We start from the raw sequence: 20,063 nt of genomic DNA, 5'->3' as shown, positions 1-20,063 counted from the left end.
CCCGGGCGCAGCGCCCGTGTTCAGACAGTGAGTTCGGCCAGCGTCTTCTGCCGCTGCGAGCTTGCCCCGCGTGCGACGTCGGCGCGGCTGCTCCGCCGCAGGACAACGGCTCCGATCACATCCCGCGGCCGAGCCGAGCGAGCAGCGTGGCCCTCAGCAGGATCAAAGCGAGGTAGATGAAGTCGAGTTCATCTGGAGTACGTCTGTTTCCAGCGTGCACGGTGGCGAACTTCTCCCTGTCCGCGTCCGTTGACTTCGGCCAGAGACAGCAACGGTGTCCCGTTGTTCCACAAGCCGAAGAAGTCACGGTGCAGGGTGAGGATGTGGTGCTTGACCGCGAACGCCTCGGCCTGGGGGCTGAAGCGTGTGGTGGCGACGAATATGGCCACGTCCGCCGCGAAATGCACCTTGGCTCCCAGCAGATCGCGTACTTCGCGGCTGGCGATCGTCCGGCGGGGTGCGTACCGCTTGCACTGGATCACCATGCTTCGGCCATCGGGCAGCGAGCCGAGCACGTCGGCTCCGTTGTCCCCGCTGCCACCCACTCGACGCACCTGCGTGCAACCGTCACGGCGACACAACTCGGCGACCACTTCCTCGAACTCGGTGCCGGACATCACGTCGATGGCAGCCAGCGTCCGCTGTCCCGCTGCGATTTCCTCCTGCCGCCTCCAGGCCGTGTCCTTGCTTCGCAGGAGCCGGTCGGTACGCCACAGCCGCCACACCATCCAGCCGATGCCCGCTGCGGCGAGCAGTGCACCGAGATACCGCAACAGCATCGGCCGGAACAGGCCTAGCAGGACCAGTGCGGCGAGCGCGCCTGCTGCTGCTTTGTTCCGCGCGGTGCGCCGTCTGCGCATCGCCTTGCCCTTGCGTTTCGCTGCCATTTCTGCCCCCTCTTGCGCCGGCCGGGATGGTTTCCTCCCTGTTGTGCAGTGTGGGCATGCCGCGCGGCCCCGCCAGGGCGCAGTCAGGCCATTGGCTTGAACCTCTTTCCCTTGGCAGGTGGCCGATGCTCGTCGAGAGGGCGGGTTCGCCTGCTTGCAGGCCGAGTTCGGCCAGGGCTGCTTGCCTCTGCGGTTGTAGCCGCCGACTTCGGCTAACGGTCATATGTGAAGCGGCAGTTGGCGAACCTCTGAGACGCCTCGTTTCACTCTTTGTCGCGTACGTTGACGGGGCGTCCATCAGGGCGGTGCGGATCAAGGCGTACGGTGAGTTTGTGCGTGCTGCGGTCGGTCTTTTCCTTCTTGCCTCCGATACTCACCACGCTGAATCGCAGCCCTGCGTTGGCGCCGCCAGTTCGGGCCAGTTCCATCCCCAATTCAAGGGTGATGTCGCTGAGTTCGAAGACGACCCCGCCGTCCCCGTTGTTTTCCAGCCGCTTGCGCGCTTCGGCCACCTGGTCACGTAGCAGCGTGATGGCATCGGCGAGGTCCATCCACTCTTCTTCGGCCATTCTCTTGCTCCTTTATCCCGGCAGCTGCCGAACAGGACGCGAGCGGGCGCTCGTACGCCCGTAGTCACGAGCGAGGTGGTCTTGTAGTTCTCGGTGGCGGAACTGGTAGGCCCCGCCCGCGATGCGTAGCAGACCAATCCAGTGGCAAAACCGCAGGAACCGCCCCAGTCTGGGCGGGAGCAAGCCGTGTGCGCACAGCAGGAAAGACAGGTATCGCACCGAGGCACGCCCTGCGAAGCCGGTGCCGAGCGCGACTGTCAGCCCGAGAGCCAGGCCTGTCCCGAAGCCCGCTGCTGCGTCGATCACCTTCCTCGTCACGAGGGCATACCCGGAACCGATGACGGTGGCGAAGCACAGGCCGAGGCCCAGCCACGCGCGGCGATCACGCCGTAATGGTTCATGAGGGTCGGTGACGGGCCTGTCCTCCGAGCTTGTCAGGCCTTCCGCGAGCCCGAACACGAGTCCCAGCCCCGCCCCGATCGGTGCTCCTTGCGTGAGTCCAAGGGTGGCGCCGACAGTGAGGCTCTCAGCGAGGCGTGTCTGCAGGAGCCGGAGCTCGGCAGGATTGCGGGGCAGTCGCACGCTACGGCGCGAGGGAGCCGGCGCGGGGTGGCCGTGCACGGCAAGTACGGCCAGGAGTATCAGCGGAAACGCCCAGACAAGGACCATGGGGACCTCGCTGGTGACGCCGGGGAGCACGGGGAGCATGACCGCGGGCACGGCAGCAAGGGCAGCGGTGAGGACGTGGTCGGCGTGTCGCACACGGTGTGCGCCTGGCAGCGGCCAGAGGTTCCACAGGGCCAAGTTTGCGGGCGGAGACGCGGTGCCGGCGGTCGGCGCTGGATGACGGAGGTGGCGGGCCAGGACACTCAGGTACTTGCGTGTGGCGGGTGCCGCAGTGTGCGGACCCCGCGGCATGGAGGCGACGGCGGCTTCCACGTAGTGTTCCAGAAGATGTTGGTGCAGGCTTCCGTCGGCTGCTCGGGTCAAGAGGTCGGCGGGATCGTGGATGTAGTGCCCCTGAGCGTCGCGCTGTTGGTAGACGGTGACGGCCAACTCAAGACGCCAGGGCGTGGCCAGAGCGTGTTCCAGCGCCACGGCCTCCTGTGCGGCGAGTGCCTCCAGTACAGGGTGCCAGCGGCCCGGGTGGGGAGAGTTCATGGAGCACTGTTCAAGATATGTCCGGGCCTGCTGTGGGTCGACCGGTTGCAGTTGCCACAGCATGCTGTTGTGTAGCCGGTGACCTGATCGAACGAATGCCTCATATTCGGGGCGGCGGCAGGTGAGTATCAGCTCCCCGTCGTCGAGCCCCGTGACATAGCTGTTGGCGGCGTCCAGCAGCGCAGCGGCGCGATCTGCAGGCAGTTCGTCCACTCCGTCGATGACCGGCAGCACGAGACCGGAATCCACCAGCAGGGCAGCCTGGGAGCGTCGTATCTGCCAAACGTCGGTGAGCTGTTGAGTGAACCAGCGACGCAGGTCGCTGCGCGGCCACGATGTCGCCGGCAGCCGGACGGGGACGGGGTCACGCTTACCCCGTTCTTGCAGCAGGCCGATGATCAGGAGCACTGCCGTCCGTGTCTTGCCTGTTCCTGCGTCCACGTCCCAGGAGGATTGTGGCCGCGGGCCGGTGATGACCAGGCGTCGTGGCTGTCTTGCCGTCGTGAAGGCTTCGACCACCCGGTGCAGCGTGTATGAGGTGTGAGGACCGTTCCGTGCTCCGGGCGCATCGACGGTGAACGCAAGGTCGATGGGCGCGTCTCCCTCTTTGGGGCGCTCTTGCCGGTGGCTGTAGAGCTCTGCGGACGCGACCTTTCCTGCCAGATGTGCAGCGGCGTCCTGAGCACGTTGATCCGCGAGCAGTTGCAGCGCGGCGGCAGCGGTTGCGCGGCTTTTGAAGCGTTGAGGATCGAGGGAAAGGATCGCGGAGATTGCCTCCGACGTCCGCTCGTGGGCATCTGGGCGGTCGCTCTCGCGGTGGCTGACAGCGGCCCGAGCCAGGACGTTCAGCAGTTGGGCCTGCTGTGTGGCTGAACTGGCTTGGAACAGCTGCTCCAAGGGAAAGTGAGGATCGGTGAGTTCGCGCGAGACGTGGAATTCGGCGAGGCGGTCCGGCTGCACGGAGGCCCAGTACTGATCCGGGCCCGGAGGGTAGAGGGCGTGCAGCCATTCGGCGACGTCTCGGGCATTGCTCTCGGGTATCCCAGGGATCCGGCAGATGGTCGCTCTCGCCTCTTCTGCGTTCGCTGCGCCGCATGCTGCGGCCACGGCCACCGCCCGGTGCAACAGTTCCGGGCGCAGGCCGAGATTGAAGCCCGAAGGGCCGGCGGTTCCTTCCCAATAGGGCTGCTCGTGTGTGAGCAGAGCCGCTTCGAACGGCTGAGTCACGGTGGTGTGCGCCGGCCTCCGACCGTGCTCGAGGAGAGCGATGAGCGCGGCCATCTGCAGCGCGAGGGCAGACTCATAGCGCGGCGTTTGTAGGTCAGCGGGAGGCAGCACGCGTTCCGCCACACTGGTCCACTCAATGTCGGCGAGTGCGGGCACAGCAGCAGCATTGGTCGCTAGATCCCGCGCGGCACGCAAGAACGCGGTAGTCCGTGGGTCTTGTGCATCCTCCTGCTCCGGTGCTTCGGGAGGATCCAAGGTCGACAGGTCCAGCACTGGCGCGGAGGCCAACGTGTTCACTACCTGGGTAGCGGCCCGAAGGGTGCTGGTGCGCCATGGCCCATCGGCGCGGGCGATGAGCAGCAGGCGAACCTGGTGGCGGGTGGCATGGAAATGGTCGATCAGGTCCCGGACGGTTTGCGGACGGGTCTCGGCGTAGTCGACCACCAGCAGCAGCGGTAGGGAAGTTTCCAGTGTGGCAAGGTCCGTGGCGGACAAGGTGCCGTCCTCGATGCGTCGTAACTGCCCCGTCACCCACCCGTCAGCCGCTCTGAGCTCGGCCAGTCTGCGGGCGAGGCGTGTCTTGCCCTGTCCACCGGAGCCGGTCATGACCTGGACGCTGAACGCGGTTTCGTCATCGCACCAGGCGGTGAGCAGGTCGATTTCTGCCTCGCGCCCGTAGAACTCGACGCACTCGGCGTCCGCGCTGAGCAGGGCGGCAGGCGAAGGCAAACGCCGCGTCGCCGCAGCGGCCAGCAGCAAAGGGGCCGGTTCGGCCGGCTCGATCAGCGGCGTCCATCCGGTGTGCGCCTTCACAACGGCGCGAAACCGTTGATCGGCCAGCAGGACTTCGGCTGGGACTGCAGTGAGGCGGCTGCCGCCGTGTGCTCTGCGGTCTTGCCAGATCACCCCGCATAACAGGTCATGGGCCAGTACAGGTGCCCCGGATATGCCCGACCAGCGGGTCCTCGTGGAGTCGTCCGGTGCCGGCAGTGGCACGGTGGGATCCCTGCTGAGGACCTCCAGTCGACCCCCGAGCGATCCTGTCCCCGGCACGATCTGCCCGAGGACATGCTCGTCGAGACGTTCGTTGGTGTCGGGGTCCTTTTGCATGCGCGGAAAGCCGACCACATCAACGTCCAGCGGGCGGGTACCGATAACGCGACCCCACCGCTGGGGAGACCACCGGTGTTTGTCGTGATGTGTCTTCGGTGGCGCCCAGCCGGAGTCAGCTTCGACTTCGATCAAGGCCGCGTCCACCGTGGCATCGTCAGGCTGCCATACGATCTGTGCGGCGAACTCCGCCTTGCTGGTGTCTGGCTGGCATACCGTCAGGTGATACGCCGCCCGGGAACCGTCATTCACAACATGGGCAGCGGTCAGAACGAGGCGGGGCGCCACCAGGTAGCCGCTGCCGAAATCCGGAAGGGGGCCGTCGGCGGTATACCGGCGCACCTGTACCCGACGGTCGGTTTCCACCCCTGCACCTCCGCCCCATCTGTCATTGCGAGATGAAGTCACACTTTATGGCCATACCCAGGGCCTGTCCGCAGTTTGCGTCCACAGGGCCTCGTTGGGCGAGGCTCAGTGGTGCCCGGACTGGGGCGAGTTGTCAGCAAGAGGGCGCTGAGGGCGAAGCTCTGGCCTCGCGGGGTATGCCGGCTGCACCGGAGCGGGTGCACACAAAGCCGGTGCCCAGCCAGAGACATTCGTCCGGCACCTGTATTCCGGAGAAGACGGATGCAGGGCGATGGTTGCATCCCCTCCATCGTCTGCGGTACGTGCTAAATCTGCAGGCCAAGCTTGGCCAAGGCGGCTTGCCGCTGGGGCTGAGGCCGGAGTGGCGGCGGCGCTGGTTGCTCAGCCATTGTCCCAGCCGCACCGTTTCGCCCTCGATCTCCTCGACGTGCCGCTGGGGGACGTCGAGATGCCCCTCGCGCTCGCGAAAGGCCCGTGCGGCGGCCAGCCCACGCTGGAAGGCCAGCTCGCGTGCCGGCAGACGACTCTCTGTCGCCTGGCTTTGTCCACGAGAACGGGGTCTGGCTCAGGTTCTGTGGCACCGCCACGTTGAGTGAGCGGATCAGCTCGCGGTTGACCGATCCCGATGCGAGAACCCCGGGTTAGTCCCCCGCCTCGGCTGCAGACCTCTTGCTAAGGAACTGCTTCGCTGCCTCAACCGCTTCCCCGTTGAGTTCCTCGACGGAGACTCCCCAGCTCTCCTCCCAGCCGTCTAGGTTGTGCGCGCAGTGCACAAGGGGTTCTAGCTCTTCCGGGTAGCCGAGGTCATAGGCGATGTCTGCCCAGATGAGGTGAGTGCCGGCGGCGGGATCCAGGGATCCCTCGGCGATCTGACCGGCGATCCAGTAGGCCATAGCCCACTTTGCGGCCCGGGGGTCCGCAGGTGGGTGGAGGAGCAGTCCCAGCTCCTCAAGTACTTGGTCGAAGAGCTCTGACGCTTCGGGCTCTTCGCTCCGGAGGAGTCCAGCCAGCATGGCCAGGGATGGGCTCTCGACACCAGCCATCAGCGCGTCCAGACCTGCCTGAATGAGCCTGTCCGACCCGACATGCCTGCCAAATGCCCTCTCACGCGCGATGTGTCTGAACTGATCGAGGGCGTCGTCGCTGGTCATTACGGTCTTCTCCGTCGGCATCTTGAAAGGGAAGGCTCGCACATCCGCCGACGCCGCTGCCATCGAGTTCCTCCCGTCGTCGTTGATCAGGACATGAGGACGCGCTTCCGCAGGAGGGCAAAGCCAGCGCGGCCGAACATCTGACGCTTGAGCATCTTGATCCGGTTGACGTGCCCTTCCACGACGCCCGAGCTCCAGGGCAGAGTCAGGCCGGCGATGACGGCGTCGCGGTCGCGTTCGATGCCTGCGGCGAGGGTGTGGAGGCTGGGCAGGTCGTCCCGCCGGACGGCATCGAGCCAGTCGGGCAGGCGCTCGCCCTGGCGCTCGGTGAGCATGGTCGCGAAGGAACGGACGTGCCCGGTGAGAGCGTCGAGTTCTGAGCAGTGCGCCCGGACGGCCTTGAGCTGGAGTTGCTCGGTCTCGGTGAGGGTGTCCGGACGGCGGAGGATCCATCCGGCGACGGCCCGGGGCGAGGGTGGCCGGGCGGTCACCGGCTGCGGTGAGGTGCGCTTGTCGTGCAGGTAGGCGCGAACGCGCTGGTAGCTGCCCTTGTAGCCGAGTGGCACGATCTCCTCCCACAGCTTCCAGGCGTTGGTGCAACCCTCGGTCCAGCGGTCATCAAGGTAGAACTTGTAGTCGTCGAGGACGGAGGGCCGGTTCTGCGGTGCACCGGCAGTGGCGCCCTCGGCGAAGAACGGCGCCCGGTCCCGGCACACAACCTCGATGCCAGGCCGATCGGCGAGCCAGGCTCGATGCCTCCCGGTCGGGCAGCAGGTCGATAGGATGGCGGGTTTCGACGTCGACGAGAACGGTGCCGTAGTGGCGGCCCTTACGGGTGGCGTACTCGTCGACGCCGACCACACGCCGGGCGGGCACCTCCGGCTCGGGAAGAGCCTCGACCAAGCGCAGGACGGTGCTCCGGCTGACGGAGACCCCGAGCACGGAGCTCAGGCGAGCGCCCGCCCGGCCTGCCAGGGCGAGACCGACCGCGGCCAGCGTCGAGCGCAGCCGCTCGGTCCGCTGACCGTGCCGACGGGTCAGGCCGGGTATCTGCTCGACGAACGTGCGTCGTGCGCACCCCGAATTACCACAGGCGAACCGGCGGACCCTCAGTCGGAGAACAACGCTTCGTCCGGCGCTCGGTACATCAGCGGGAAACCGCAGGTAGGAACCATGAACCCGGTTCGACCAGACCTCGCACACCGGGCAAGCGGCACCATTCGCAGTGCATTCGGCGTCGACGCGCACTATCGCAATGCTCACGTCCACCGACAGCACTGCGACGTCCGTGATCGACGGGAACATCAGCTCCTGCAACCGGAGCGCGATCTCTTCCACGGCCCCGAACTGTCATCCCAACCGGTCTGACCAAGGCTCATTTTCGGGCGACTTCACATACTGCCGGGAGAAGCTCAGCCGTCACTCAGCGTGGCCGCGTCACAGAAGTTGAGCCAGAATCGAAACTCGTGAACAGAGCCAGTCGCCGGGAGTGCGGGCGGCGTGCCGGGCAGTTCGAAAGGTCCCAACTTCGCGAGTAGGCATCCCTGTACGGGGTGCAGGCGCTCAAAACGCACACGCTGGGCCGCAAACCATGTCTGTGTCGATGCCGGCGCGGGCGACGACGATGCAGGCATGCCGGTGGCGTGAGGTCAGCACGCACAGGCGGCCGGCTTCGAGGTGAAACAGCTACCCCAGCGGTCGTGGACCGGACCCGCAGAACTCGCCGACGCCTGGCCACTGGTCTTCGCGGCAACGGGGCGTCATGCGCCATCTTGATCCTGGGCTCGCCAGCACTGTAGCTGATCTTTGCACCGCTCCCGCCCGCGCTGCTCGAGCCCGGCGCACTGGCCGGCGGCATTCTGCAGTGCTGGGCCAGTTCGTCAGGCTCGACAATCAGCTGACGCTTTACAGATTCGATCAAATGTTTAATCAATTCACCCTGACGGGTGATACTCGCGATGATCTTGTGACATCGACCGGCCTCAGGACCCTTACAAACAGTAAGGGGCTCAGCCCGCCGAACGGAAGAGTGGGCGGCCCACAGTGAGAATTCCAACGGAGAACCCGATCCGATGGGACGCCGTCCTTGGCGGGCCTTGAGGCGGCTGGTGCAGCGGCAAGAGAGGAGCGCGATGTAGACACAGATTGCCCGCCGCCTCCGGGTTCACGGCCACGGGAAGCGGCGGGCCGAGCAAGCAGCCCACCCACGCACATCCAATACGCAGCAGGAGACCGCTATGCCCGCTAAGCGTCGCACGAATAAGGGCGCAAATATGCAGAACGAGCCGGAAGGGGCCCCGGAAGGAGGAACGGTCGAGGAACAGACAGGAGGTCAGGAGGGGAGCCAGGCTCGTACACACGTGTCTGATGCCCCGAACATCGCAAGCTCCGGAAACGAGAGCACACACGACATCGAGGCCCATCGGGCCTCCGCCGAAGGGACGTTGGCCAAGCGCGGCTGGAGGAGGAGGCAGATGGCCTTCTGGACTCCGCCTATTCCGCCCGCCACGGGAATCGGTGTCGGAACTGGCACGGGCTGGTTCATCTTCACGCTCGTCACCGACAACGTGGAGCCGGGTTTCGTGTGGCCCTCCGTCGTCCTCATCGGTATGGGTATGGCCTACGACCTGGGACGGCGGGTAGTCGACCGCCAGGGATAGGTCAGGCGACGTCGATACGACTTGGTAGTGGACTGGATTTCCAGTGAGTGGTGGCGCCGCCCGGAAGGCCGGAGCCACCACTCATTCCGCCATCTGCCCGCCTACCTCCTCAGCACCTGCCGACCGCCTTGGACGAGTGGCCAAGGAGACCGGGGGTCGGCGGCTACAAGCCGAGCTCGGCCAGGGCAGCCTGCCGCTGCGGGCTGAAACCGGAGCGACGGCGGCTCAGGTTGCTCAGCCACTGCCCCAGGCGTACGTGGTCGCCTTCGATCTCTTCGATGTGCCGCTGGGGAACGTTGAGATGGCCCTCCCGCTCGCGGAAAGCCCGTGCGGCAGCCAGTCCGCGTCGGAAGGCACGCTCACGGGCTGGCAGCCGGCTGTCCTCCCTGTTGGGGACGGGCGCATCCGGCAGGTCGAGCCCCAGGTCCTTGAGGAGGCGGCGCTGCTCGGGGTGCAGTTCGTCGGCCCTGGCACGCTGGGCCGTGAGCCACTCCCCCGCCGGTGAGGCGGTCGTGTCCCTTTCCGCTTGCTGGCGGGCGGCGTGATAGGCGCGTTGCCAGGTGATGGGCCATGGCGGGTTCCACCACCGGTCCAGATCGGCGAGCGCGGCTGCGCGCTCGTGCGTGAGGGCCTCTGCTCGGGTGCGTTGGGTGGCCAGCCAGCGGCCCAGGGGGAAGTCGTCGTGGGTTTCGTTGACAGGGGCGGCGAGGTGGCAGTGATGGGCGGCGTAGGCGGCGGCGTGGGCAAGGCCTCGCTCGAAGGCCTGTTGGCGGGGGTCCCAGATGATGCCGAGGCGTTCCAGAGCGCTGGCACGGGCGGCGTCGAGGGCTCCAGTGGTGTGCAGGTGGCGCTGCCAGGTCAGCCAGCGGCCCAGAGGGTAGCCGGTTCCGTCTTCGTAGGCCTGGGGGACGTCGAGGTGGTGGTGGGTGCGGTGGTAGCGGCGGGCGGCTGTGAGGCCGCGTCGCCATTCGGCGCTCTTGGGGGCCAGGACCCGCAGGGAGAGGGCGAGGGCGACTTCCTGGGCCTGGATGGGCCGGTCGAAGTGCAGCCACGCCTCGGGGTCATGCGAGGGCATGGTAGGGCGGTGGGTGCGGGGGTCGGCGAGGCGCGCTTCGAGGCGGTCGTCGTGGGCGCGCAGGGCCCGGATGGTGTGCCACAACGGGGTGTAGGCATCCGCGCCGAGGAGGTCGTCGGGTTCTTCGCCGGGGGTGAGGTAGACGGGGACGACGAGGGTGGCTTTCTTGCCGGCGCCTGGCTTTTGGCGCAGGGCGCGGCCGACGGCCTGGACGGTGTCAACGGGGCTGCTTTTGGGGTCAGCGAAGACGACGGCGTCGATGGAAGGCACATCGATGCCCTCCCCCAGCACGCGGGCGTTGGAGAGCACGGCCGGGCTGTGCGGGTCGCTGTGGGAGGCGAACTCGAGCAGGAGTCGGCGGCGGACCTGTGGGGTGTGGCTGCCGCTGATCCAGTCCGCCCACAGTCCTTGGGGGCGCAGGTTGGTGGGGAGGGTGGCGGCGGTGTCGTGCAGGGTGGTGGCGAAGGCTCGGGCGTCGGCGACGCGATGGTGGAAGGTCAGGACGCGGCGCAGTTGGTGGTCGTGGATGGCGCGCAGGGCGGCGACCTGGCGGCCGGCCAGGCGCAGTCCGTCGACGCCGACGCCGGGTCCGGTGGCGAGCCAGTCGCGCAGGTTTTCGTCGGTGACGACGGGGACGAGGATCTGGTAGTCGGCGAGCAGGCCTAGGTCGATGGCGTCGGAGAGGGTCAGGCGGTAGGCGACCGGGCCGAAGAGGGCTTCGTCGTCCATGGACGCGACCGCCTCGGCGTCCCCGTCCCGGTCGGCGTCGGCGTCCCAGATGCGGGGGGTGGCGGTCAGGTACAGGCGGCGGGCGGCGGGGACCTGGTCGTCGTGGTGGACGGCGGCCCAGGCCTTGCCCAGGCGGCCGGCGGTGCGGTGGGCCTCGTCGACGACGACCAGGTCCCAGGGGGGAAGGCGGTGATCACGGTGGGCGGTGACCACTGCGGGCAGGGAGGCGTAGGTGGCGTAGACGGTGACCGGGCCTGGCCGGGGTGCGGTAGTGAGGGCGGCCAGGTCTGCGGGGTCGGTGGTCATGGGGACGTCGGCGGCAAGCGGCTCGTGGTCGAGGGCCTGGCGGGCCGAACACACCGCAACCGTTGTGCCCTTGCGTCCCGCCGCACGCCAGGAACGGATCGTCTGGGACAGCAGGTCCAGGGTCGGCAGGAGGACGAGGACGCGACCACGAGAGGCGATGCGGGCTGTGGTGCGTGCAGCGATCAGGGTCTTGCCGGTGCCGCACGCAGCCACCACGCTGGCTCGCGGGTGAGTGCGCAGCGTGGTGGTGGCCCCGGTAACGGCTTCCTTCTGATGGGGCCGGAGCTCGATTTCAGCTGTCGGCATGCTCTCCTGCCGGGGGACGCGGGTTACGAGGTGTCTCGCGAATCTGCTGTGGTCTATCTTCCTCCACGCACTGATGCCGCAGGCTAGCCGTCGATCTTGCTGGGTCTGCGTGGACGGGTGGAGAAGAGGGCCGACAGGGGCTCGCTGCTGCCGGAGACGAGTCCGGCAGCAGCGTGGGTGGGAAGGGGGTCACAGGTCGGTGGAGACCAGCGGCCGCAGCGTGGAGCCGTTGCGGTGTTTCATCACGCTGAGCTGGCTTGGGATGCGGCGACTGAGTTCGGCAACGTGGCTGACGATCCCGACCGCCCGGTTGCCGTCGCGCAGTTGGTCGAGTACGTCCATCACGTCCTGCAGGTTCTGCTCGTCGAGGCTGCCGAAGCCTTCGTCGATGAACAGGGTCCCCAAGGGGCGGCCACTGGCTTCCTGGGTGACCACGTCGGCCAGGCCGAGGGCCAGGGCGAGGGATGCAGTGAAGGTTTCGCCGCCAGACAGGGTGGAGGTCTCGCGTTCGGTGCCTGTCCAGGTGTCCAGGATCCGTAGCCCCAGTCCTGCCTTGAGGCGCCCGCGCCGGCCGGCGTCCTTCTCGTCGCTGTGCACGAGGAGATATCGGTCCGAGGTCATGGCCTGCAGCCGAATGTTGGCTGCGTCGGCGATCTCTTCGAGGCGGGCGGCGAGGACGTAGGCTTCCAGTTCCATGCTGAGTGTGTTGGCCGCGATGGTGGCCGAGGCGATGCCCGCCAGGCGGTCAGCCAGGGCGTGGCGAGCTTCTAAGGGTTCGAGTTCGGTCAGGCGGGTTTCAAGGTCGGCGACGAGTGCGGTCAAGGCGGTGAAGCGGTCGCGGGCTTGCTGAGATGCGCCTGCGGTGTTCTTCATGCGTGTTTCGGCTTGCAGGAGCGCATCGCTGGCGGCTTGCAGGTCTGCGGGGGGCTGGGCGCTGGCCTTGAGCAGGTCCGGCGTGTTCAAGGTACCGGTGATGACGGCGTTGTCCTTGTCCCACTGCTGGAGTTCCTCAAGCCACTGTTGCAGGAGTGCGGCCGATTGCATGGCCGCTGCGGCTTCCTCTCGTGTGGAGAACCCCGCGTCCTGGGCTGCATCGTCGGCGGTGGTGCAGGCGTCGCGGTGGCGATCGGCTGCGGCGGCTGTGGTCTGTGCGGCGTCGACGGCGGCTGTGAGGTGTTCTGCGGCACGGGTGAGCTCGGTTATGCGGTCGCCTAGGGTCGCGGCTCTGCCGCGGGCAGCGTCCAGGGCGAGGGCGATGGTGTGCTGTTGCTGTGCCAGGGCTTTGTGGCGTGTCTGGCATTCGGTCAGGCGATCTTTGGCCTCCTGGCTCTGCTGGGTGCGGGTTTCGCACTCGTCTTGGAGCCTGGTCAGTTCTTCTTGGACGGAAGGCAGTTTGCTGGCCTGGTCGCAGGCCGTCTGGTGGGCTGTGCGAACGGCCCGAAGCCGCAGCTCAAGCTGGTCGGGGGGAGTTGATCCGGCTGTTCCGAGCGCCTGTGCGTGCTGTTCGGCGAGGTCACTGCGGGCGCGGCTAGCTTGGCTGCGCGTGGCTTCGGCCTGTTCGTAGACGGTGCGTGCCTTCTCTTCGTCTTCGCGGGTGGGCTGGTTGGGTCGGAGCTTTGCCCGGGCTGGGTGGACGGTTGACCCGCACACCGAGCATGGGGCTCCGTCCGTGAGTTCGGCGGCCAGTTCACCGGCCATGCCGTCCAGACGGCGTTCGCGCAGGTCAAGCCAGTCTTTCTTGGCGTGCAGGGCCTCCGTTTCGCGTATAGTCTCGGCCTCCTCAGCTGCGGCCAGCCGGGCGGCGAGGCTGTCACGCGTGCGGGCTGCTGCGAGTTGTATGTCCAGGGACTGGATGTCTCGCTCGAGCTGGGGGATTTGGTCGGCTGCCTTGGCTATGGCCTCCATGCGGCCGGTGTGCTCGGCCTGCAGGGCGGGCCATGCTTCCAGCCACCGTGCGGCCTCGTCGTAGTCGGCTTGCGCCTGCTCTTCCTTCTTGCTCAGCGCTCCCATCTGGGCTCCGAGCTGGGTGTGTCGCTCCTCGTCCGGCAGAAGACCTTGGAGGCGGCCTCGCTCAGCGTGGTGTTGTTCAAGGGCCAGCTGCAGCTGAGGGATCTCGGCGTGGGTGTGGGCGGCTTGCAGCAGCGTGCGGGCGGTGGCCTCTGCGGTTTGGGCCTTCTGAAGCGCGAGAGCGCTGCGTTCAAGGGCGTCCAGCAAGGGGCGCAGCGGTTCGGCGCGTTGGCCCGTCTCGAGCAGTTCGCGCAGTCGTGGGTGGTCGGCGGCCTGGTCGTCCAGAGCGGCGCGCTTCGCGAGGGCTTGTCTGTGCTGGCGCTGGTGAGTGTCGAGGTCGATGGCGCGCTGATGGTTCTGCTTGGCCCTTTGGTGGGCTTCGTCGCTGCGCTCTTCGTCTGCCAGGGCTGCGGTTTGGGCAGCGGCGGCGCGGGCGAGCAAGTCCTGGGCCCAGGAGCGAGTGGCGGTGGGGTGCTCGGTGTCGGGGCGGACAGAGCGACTCAGGGAGGTGTCGGCCTCCTGGAGGTCGGGGCCGGCTTCCTGGTCGATGCGCTCGCTGAGCTGCTGCACCGCAGTGGCGACTTCGTCGAGCTGTCTCTTCGTGGTCTTGCTGCGCGCGGTGAGCCAGTTCTGGAGTTCCTGGAAGCGTCCGGTGTCAAACAGCCTGCGCAGCAGGGAGGCACGGTCTTTGGCGTCGGCCCGTAGGAATTTCGCGAAGTCTCCCTGGGGCAGGAGAACAACCTGGCAGAACTGTTCCTTGGACAGTCCCAGCGCCGCCTCAATCTCTCTGCAGGCGTCTTCGTTTCTGGCGCAGATCGGTTCCCAGGCGGCGGTGGCGTCCCCGGTGCCGGTCCGTTCGTGCAGTTGGACGGTGGCTTCGGCGGTGGCGGTGCCGGTTTTGGCACGTGCGCTGGGGTAGGTCTGCTTGGGTGTCCGCGTGATCTTCAGACGGCGGCCGGCTGCACTGAACTCCAGTACGACCCTGGTACGTGTGTCTATGGGGGCATGGTCACTGCGCAGGCGGTGGGTGGGGCGGATACCGGGCACGGTGCCGTAGAGGGCGAAGCAGACCGCATCCAGGATGCTGGTCTTCCCCGCCCCGGTGTCGCCGCGCAGCAGGAACAGGCCTGCGCTGGTCAGAGCATCGAAGTCGACGTCTTCAGTGCGGGCGAACGGGCCGAATGCCTGGACAGTCAAACGGTGGAGATACATCAGCTGGCCTCTCGCGCGGCGGCTTGGGTGCGGACGCTTTCCAGTCCCTCGTACAGCAGGTCCTGTTCCGCGTGGGTGGCCGGGATGCCGCTGACGTGGTGGAGGAATCCCAGGGCGATCTCGTGGTCGGTACGGCCCTGGACGCGGGAACGGTAGGATTCGCTCCCGGGCTGACGCTCCTGAGAGAAGCTCAGCCTCAAGGCGTGGGGGAAGCGTTGCTGCAGGCGCTCCATGGCCATGTGCGGCCGGTCCGGATCGGTGAGAGTGATGTGCAGCCAGCACGTCTCGTACTCGGTGTACTCGGGGCTGGTCAGCAGCTCCTGCAGGGCGCCGGTCATCTGTCGCAGGCGGCGCGGGACGGGGCAGAGGACCTTGCGTGCCGTGATGGCGGCGTCTGCGCCCAGGTCGACCAGCCACATGGCCTTGGGGTGCAAGGCTTCAGAAAAGGAGTAGGCCAGCGGGGATCCGCTGTAGCGGATGCGCTCGCTGATCTGCTGGCAGCGGTGCAGGTGCCCCAGTGCCACATAATCCGCCCCGGTGAAGACTGAAGCGGAAACCGAGGGAACGCCGCCAGCGGTGATGTCGCGCTCGCTGTCGCTGGTGTCGGCTCCGGTGACGAACGCGTGGGCGAGGACCACTGACCGGGTACCGGAAGGCCGATCTGCCAGGTCGGCCCGGACCTGGTCCATGGCCGCGCTGAGTACCGCATGGTGGCTGGCGCGCTCTGCGCCGAAGTGGGCGTGTACCAGCCCGGGTTCGAGGTAGGGAAGGCCGTAGAAGGCCACCGGCCCGTGCTGGTCCTGCAGGATGACCGGACGGGCGCAGTCCTCCACGCCGGTGCGCAGATGGATCCCGGCGTGCTCGATCAGACGGGCGTTGACCCCCAGCCGACGGGGTGAGTCATGGTTTCCGCTAATCATGACGAGCGGGACCTGAAGGGCGGCGAGTTCTTCGAGGACCCATTTGAACAGGTCTATCGCATCCAACGGCGGGATGGCGCGGTCGAAGACATCGCCCGCGACGGCCACCGCCTCAACCTCTTCTCGCCGCACCGTGTCCAGCAGATGCTCCAAGAAGGCGCGTTGCTCGGCCAGCAGGGGGACTCGGTGCAACTGGCGGCCCAGGTGCCAGTCCGAGGTGTGCAGGATCCTCATGAGCGCAGACCGTAACCATGGAGGTAGCAGGCGCGGGGGGTTTTCCCGATAAACGGTCATGTTTGAGGTGACGTCGTGACAGACGGGAGGAAGGTTCCTCTTCATGCCACGTTCGAGGTGCGGGCGGGGCCGCTCGCAGCGTAGTGGTCAGTGGCAGGAGGCAAGGTAATGGGAAAGGAGGGAACCGCGCACCGTCCCCGATGCTCCTGCGACGGCCCTCGAGGCACACCTCTCCCCACCCACGCCGCACGCACCGGCGTCGAGGCCGACCTCAGCCGCGCCTGCGGCACACACCCGTAGACCTCGGCCCACTGCGCGATTAGCTCGCCGCGGCCGAGACGTCAGAACATGGGCAATCGCGCCGTACGCCGAAGAGCTCCACTAGACCCCCATACGCCCCATGGCACGCCCTGCCCGATGAGCCGGCACGCGGCAATCCTGTCGTAGCCAGTCCCGGATGCCCGGGAATCGACTCCCTTGTTGACGGGATCACCGCCCGCCGAAAGTGCCCTTACTGGAGGTGAGCCATGAACAAGCTCGCGGGGAACGAAGAGGCACGCCCGATTCCGAGCACGATGCCCCTGCTGGCGAAGCTGGCGCAGAAACGAACCGCCTGGATCCTGTGGATCGCCACGCTGGTCGTGGCGGCGATGGCCGTGGTCTTCGCAGCCCTGTCCCGGGCGGCACCTCGTCCCGAATGGCACCCATGGGCACTCGCCATGGTGGAGCCCGTGGTGCTCATTGCGTACGCCTACCCGGGGTTAGTGGTGGCCAGACACAGACCGCAGAGCCCTACCGGATGGCTTCTTCTGTCCTCTGGGTTCGGAGCAGTCCTTGACTTGCTGGGGCATGCCTACGGGCTCTTCGCGATTCCCCGGAGCTTGCCGGGGGGCGTCTTGGCAGCTTGGGTGTCGAACTGGGCCTTCGCGTTCTACCTCTTCCCGGTCTATTTCCTGTTGCTGCTCTTCCCTAACGGGCGGTTGCCGTCCGCCCGCTGGCGGATTCCCGCCGCGATCGTGGGCGCGTGTTGGGTCTGGGCCCTGCTGTTCTCAGCTTTCGTTCCCGGCCCGATTGATCGTGGCTACTTCCCAACTGTGCGCAACCCAGTCGGCAATTCGGTGCTGGCGTTCGGTGGCCCGAATGAAGGTCTGCTGTCGTTCACAGTTGTCGCGTGTCCCTTTCTGCTGGCGGCTGCTTCGCTGCTCCGACGCTTTGGTGGCAGTGGCGGGGTGGCGCGCCAGCAGATCAAGTGGATGGCGTTTGCGGTACTGGTGGACGTGATCATGGTGGTGGGACTGACCGTGGCCTGGAACAAGGACGCGATGGGATCGATCGCAATCGATCTGGCCAGCGTTGTCCTGAGTGCGGCCATCGCCATTGCGATCGTGCGCCACAACCTGTTCGACATCGATCGCATCCTGAGCCGGTCACTCCTCTATGCGGGCCTGACGGGCGTCGTGGTCGGCCTCTACATAGGGTCCGTGAGTGTCTTCGGACTTGTGCTGCAGCACTCTGCCTCTGGAGTGGCTCCGCTGCTGGCGACCGGCGTTGTGGCCGTTGCGCTACAGCCCCTGCGTGACGTGCTGCAGCGACTGGTCGGCCGGCTCGTGTACGGACTGCGGGATGACCCATATGCGGCATTGACCGGGCTCGGCCGACGGTTGGAAGCGACCACCGATCCGAAAAGGGTGCTGCCAGAGGCCGCAGCGACGGTGGCGCAGGCGCTGCGCCTGCCGTACGTGGCCATCGAACTCGACGACGCCACCGCGCCTGACACAGACAGTGCGCGCGTCGCCGCCCACGGCACCCAATCCCAGGTCGCGCTGCGGTTGACGCTGGTGCACCAAGGAGAGGAGATCGGCGCTCTCGTGGTGGGGGCACGGGCGCCCGATGAGGCTTTGTCTGCCGCGGATCTGCGGCTGTTACGGGATGTTGCCCGGCACATCGCACAGGCCGCCGCTGGTGTTCGGCTGTCCCTGGCACTTCTGCGCTCCCAAGAGCACGCCGTCGCTGGACGAGCGGAAGAGCGCCGACGCCTGGCCCGCGACCTCCATGACGGCGTTGGGCCGGTCCTCACCGGCGCCACGTGGACCCTTCAAGCTGCCACCGCCCAGCTGCGTACCAATCCCGACGCCACCTGTGACCTGCTGAACACCGCTCTGGTCCACATCCGGCAAGGCGCCCAGGACCTGCGCCGGATCTCCATGGGCCTGCGCTCCCCGGTCGACCAGCTCGGACTGAGCGAGGCCATCCTGGCCTACACCGACCGCGTATCGCTGGCCGTACACACAGATCTGCCGCAGCAGATACCCCGGCTTGCCGCGGCAGTTGAAGAAGCCGCGTACTGGATCCTGGTCGAGGCGGTGGCAAATGTGCTGCGGCACGCGGAGGCCGCCAACTGCTGGGTATCCCTTGAAGTGGGCGACGACGCACTCCAGATGACGGTCGCCGACGACGGACAGGGCCTTCCTGCCCGGATGCGTCCCGGGGTGGGGGTGGGGTCCATGCGCGAGCGTGCCGCCGAGATCGGAGGCAGCTGCGAGATCCGGCCGCGGAACGGCGGCGGTACCGAGGTCGTCGTGCGCCTGCCCGTCACGTTGCCAGGCGCAGAAGACACCAGCCGCGCCGAAGCAAGCAGGAGCATGTGATGGAGCAGGGCATCCGCGTCGTGATTGCCGACGACCATCCCTTCACCCGCTACGGCCTGCGCGTATTACTGGAGTCAGATCCCGGCATCACCGTGGTCGCCGAAGCGTGCGACGGCCGCGAGGCGGTCAGTCGCGTCCTTGAGTTCCAACCCGATGTCGTCGTCATGGACGTGCGGATGCCCAACGGCGACGGTCTGTGGGCCACCCAGGAGATCCAGCGCGCCCGGCCCGGCACGAAGGTCCTGGTGCACTCGGAACACGAGGCCGACCCCAACGTGATGGCCGCCATGCGCGCCGGTGCTTCCGGCTTCCTCCTCAAAGCCGGAGAAGACGTCACACAGCTCACTCGCGCCGTGCGCGATGTAGCAGCCGGAGCCTGGATCTTCCACCTCTCCGACACCGACCGCATGCGCCCCTGGTTCGACCAACTGCGCACCGCCCGCCGCGACAACGCCTTCCCCCAACTCACCACCCGAGAAAGAGAAATCCTCAACATCATCGCCCTCCCCAGACAGACCACCCGCACCGCAGCCGCCCGCCTCGGCATCAGCCACAAACGAGTCGAGAACGCCCTCACCGACATCAAAACCAAACTCGGCGCCACCGACCGCGCAGAACTCATCGCCCTCGCCCGCGCAGCCGGCCTCGGACAACCCTGAGCAGCCACTCCCACTGTTTCGGTAAGCCCGTCCCGTGACCGCGGGAATCCCTCAACCCCACCCTGGACACAACGGATCCCGCAAATGACGACCCGTGGTGGAAACGGGAGGGGCGGATGCACCAGAAACAACGACAGCCCGGCGAGAACACTGTCACACGACGCAGGCGGCGTTGGGGCAGGACAACACGACTATGGACACCGGTCATCGGGACCATTCTCACAACAGCAGCCGCCATCTACCAGGCCTGGCACGGCCAACCATTGGGCTAACACCACGCCCTCGCCTTCGAGCAAGGCCTCACCTCGAACCCTGGCTAACAGGGACCGGTGAGGCCTTCTCTTCTGCCTGTTTCCTCAAGTTGGGTCCGCACTAGCGGAAAAGGCCGTCAGCAGCCCATCAGTGAGGACGCCGCGAGCGGGGAAGGCGTCGCAGCCATCTTCGTCGCACGAACACAGTGCCGGGCGGGGCAGCGTCGAGGAGCGTCAAGGCGCCTCTCATCACCGAAGATCTCCAGGGAGCGCTCGCGCACGGGGGACGACACCGCGCCGGTCCTCGTCCCCATCGGTGTCGCGCAGCCACCGATTGATCGGCTTGAGAATCTCGATCTGCGTAGTGGTCAGCTTGTCCGCATTCGCCCAGGAAAGCTCGCGACGCCAAACGACCGGTGCTGTAACCCGCCCCGATCTGGGGCTCTGGCGTGGGCGGTACGGGTGGACGGAGCCAGCGCGGCAGCGGCGGCTGTGCGCCGTCCCACCCATCACGGCTGCGCGGCAATTCCACCAAGGGGGGGGTCGGCGAGTTCGCCTGCCGCAGGCCGCCCTGCCAGCCGACCA

Annotated in this window: 13 protein-coding genes; 3 read left to right on the top strand and 10 right to left on the bottom strand. The window is 67.1% G+C overall.

Annotation, left to right across the window (positions count from 1 at the left end; all coding sequences use genetic code 11):
• Window positions 1-188: 188 nt before the first annotated feature.
• From ACZ7L6_RS40500 to ACZ7L6_RS40470, 7 genes are all read right to left on the bottom strand, one after another.
• Window positions 189-887, bottom strand: coding sequence for a restriction endonuclease (locus tag ACZ7L6_RS40500; protein ID WP_471933024.1), 699 nt, complete (start codon window positions 885-887; stop codon window positions 189-191).
• Window positions 888-1,150: 263 nt separating this feature from the next.
• Window positions 1,151-1,456 carry a trypco2 family protein gene (locus ACZ7L6_RS40495; protein WP_471933022.1) on the bottom strand — a complete coding sequence of 102 codons (306 nt, stop codon included), beginning with the start codon at window positions 1,454-1,456 and terminating at the stop codon, window positions 1,151-1,153.
• A gap of 12 nt (window positions 1,457-1,468) precedes the next feature.
• Window positions 1,469-5,320 carry a trypsin-like peptidase domain-containing protein gene (locus ACZ7L6_RS40490; protein WP_471933020.1) on the bottom strand — a complete coding sequence of 1,284 codons (3,852 nt, stop codon included), beginning with the start codon at window positions 5,318-5,320 and terminating at the stop codon, window positions 1,469-1,471.
• A 133-nt stretch (window positions 5,321-5,453) separates the two neighbouring features.
• Window positions 5,454-5,807, bottom strand: coding sequence for a helicase associated domain-containing protein (locus ACZ7L6_RS40485; RefSeq protein WP_471933041.1), 354 nt, complete (start codon window positions 5,805-5,807; stop codon window positions 5,454-5,456).
• Between the two features lie 154 nt (window positions 5,808-5,961).
• Window positions 5,962-6,492, bottom strand: a complete 531-nt coding sequence (locus ACZ7L6_RS40480; RefSeq protein WP_471933019.1) for a hypothetical protein — start codon at window positions 6,490-6,492, stop codon at window positions 5,962-5,964.
• Between the two features lie 65 nt (window positions 6,493-6,557).
• Window positions 6,558-7,187 carry an ISL3 family transposase gene (locus ACZ7L6_RS40475; RefSeq protein ID WP_471933017.1) on the bottom strand — a complete coding sequence of 210 codons (630 nt, stop codon included), beginning with the start codon at window positions 7,185-7,187 and terminating at the stop codon, window positions 6,558-6,560.
• Window positions 7,090-7,776, bottom strand: a complete 687-nt coding sequence (locus ACZ7L6_RS40470) for a transposase family protein (RefSeq protein WP_471933039.1) — start codon at window positions 7,774-7,776, stop codon at window positions 7,090-7,092. The genes ACZ7L6_RS40475 and ACZ7L6_RS40470 overlap by 98 nt, the downstream gene beginning before the upstream one ends.
• A 968-nt stretch (window positions 7,777-8,744) precedes the next feature.
• On the opposite strand from ACZ7L6_RS40470, the gene ACZ7L6_RS40465 reads away from it, so the two are divergent.
• Entirely contained in the window at window positions 8,745-9,131 is a 387-nt protein-coding gene (locus tag ACZ7L6_RS40465) for a hypothetical protein (RefSeq protein ID WP_471933015.1), read from the top strand.
• Between the two features lie 163 nt (window positions 9,132-9,294).
• Here ACZ7L6_RS40465 and ACZ7L6_RS40460 read toward each other — a convergent pair whose 3' ends face one another.
• The 3 genes from ACZ7L6_RS40460 to ACZ7L6_RS40450 form a co-directional block, all read right to left on the bottom strand.
• Entirely contained in the window at window positions 9,295-11,547 is a 2,253-nt protein-coding gene (locus ACZ7L6_RS40460) for a helicase associated domain-containing protein (protein WP_471933013.1), read from the bottom strand.
• A 189-nt stretch (window positions 11,548-11,736) separates the two neighbouring features.
• Window positions 11,737-14,766 (bottom strand): AAA family ATPase, encoded by a 3,030-nt coding sequence (locus ACZ7L6_RS40455; protein WP_471933011.1) that lies wholly within the window; start codon window positions 14,764-14,766, stop codon window positions 11,737-11,739.
• Window positions 14,766-15,920, bottom strand: coding sequence for an exonuclease SbcCD subunit D (locus ACZ7L6_RS40450; RefSeq protein ID WP_471933010.1), 1,155 nt, complete (start codon window positions 15,918-15,920; stop codon window positions 14,766-14,768). Before ACZ7L6_RS40450 ends, ACZ7L6_RS40455 begins: the two co-directional genes overlap by 1 nt.
• Before the next feature lie 527 nt (window positions 15,921-16,447).
• On the opposite strand from ACZ7L6_RS40450, the gene ACZ7L6_RS40445 reads away from it, so the two are divergent.
• Window positions 16,448-18,568 (top strand): sensor histidine kinase, encoded by a 2,121-nt coding sequence (locus ACZ7L6_RS40445; protein WP_471933008.1) that lies wholly within the window; start codon window positions 16,448-16,450, stop codon window positions 18,566-18,568.
• Window positions 18,568-19,227, top strand: coding sequence for a response regulator (locus ACZ7L6_RS40440; protein WP_471933007.1), 660 nt, complete (start codon window positions 18,568-18,570; stop codon window positions 19,225-19,227). The genes ACZ7L6_RS40445 and ACZ7L6_RS40440 overlap by 1 nt, the downstream gene beginning before the upstream one ends.
• The last annotated feature ends 836 nt before the right edge of the window (window positions 19,228-20,063 follow it).

The organism is Streptomyces sp. NPDC107522 (assembly GCF_055657525.1).
This window is presented reverse-complemented; position numbering and strand designations above follow the sequence as displayed.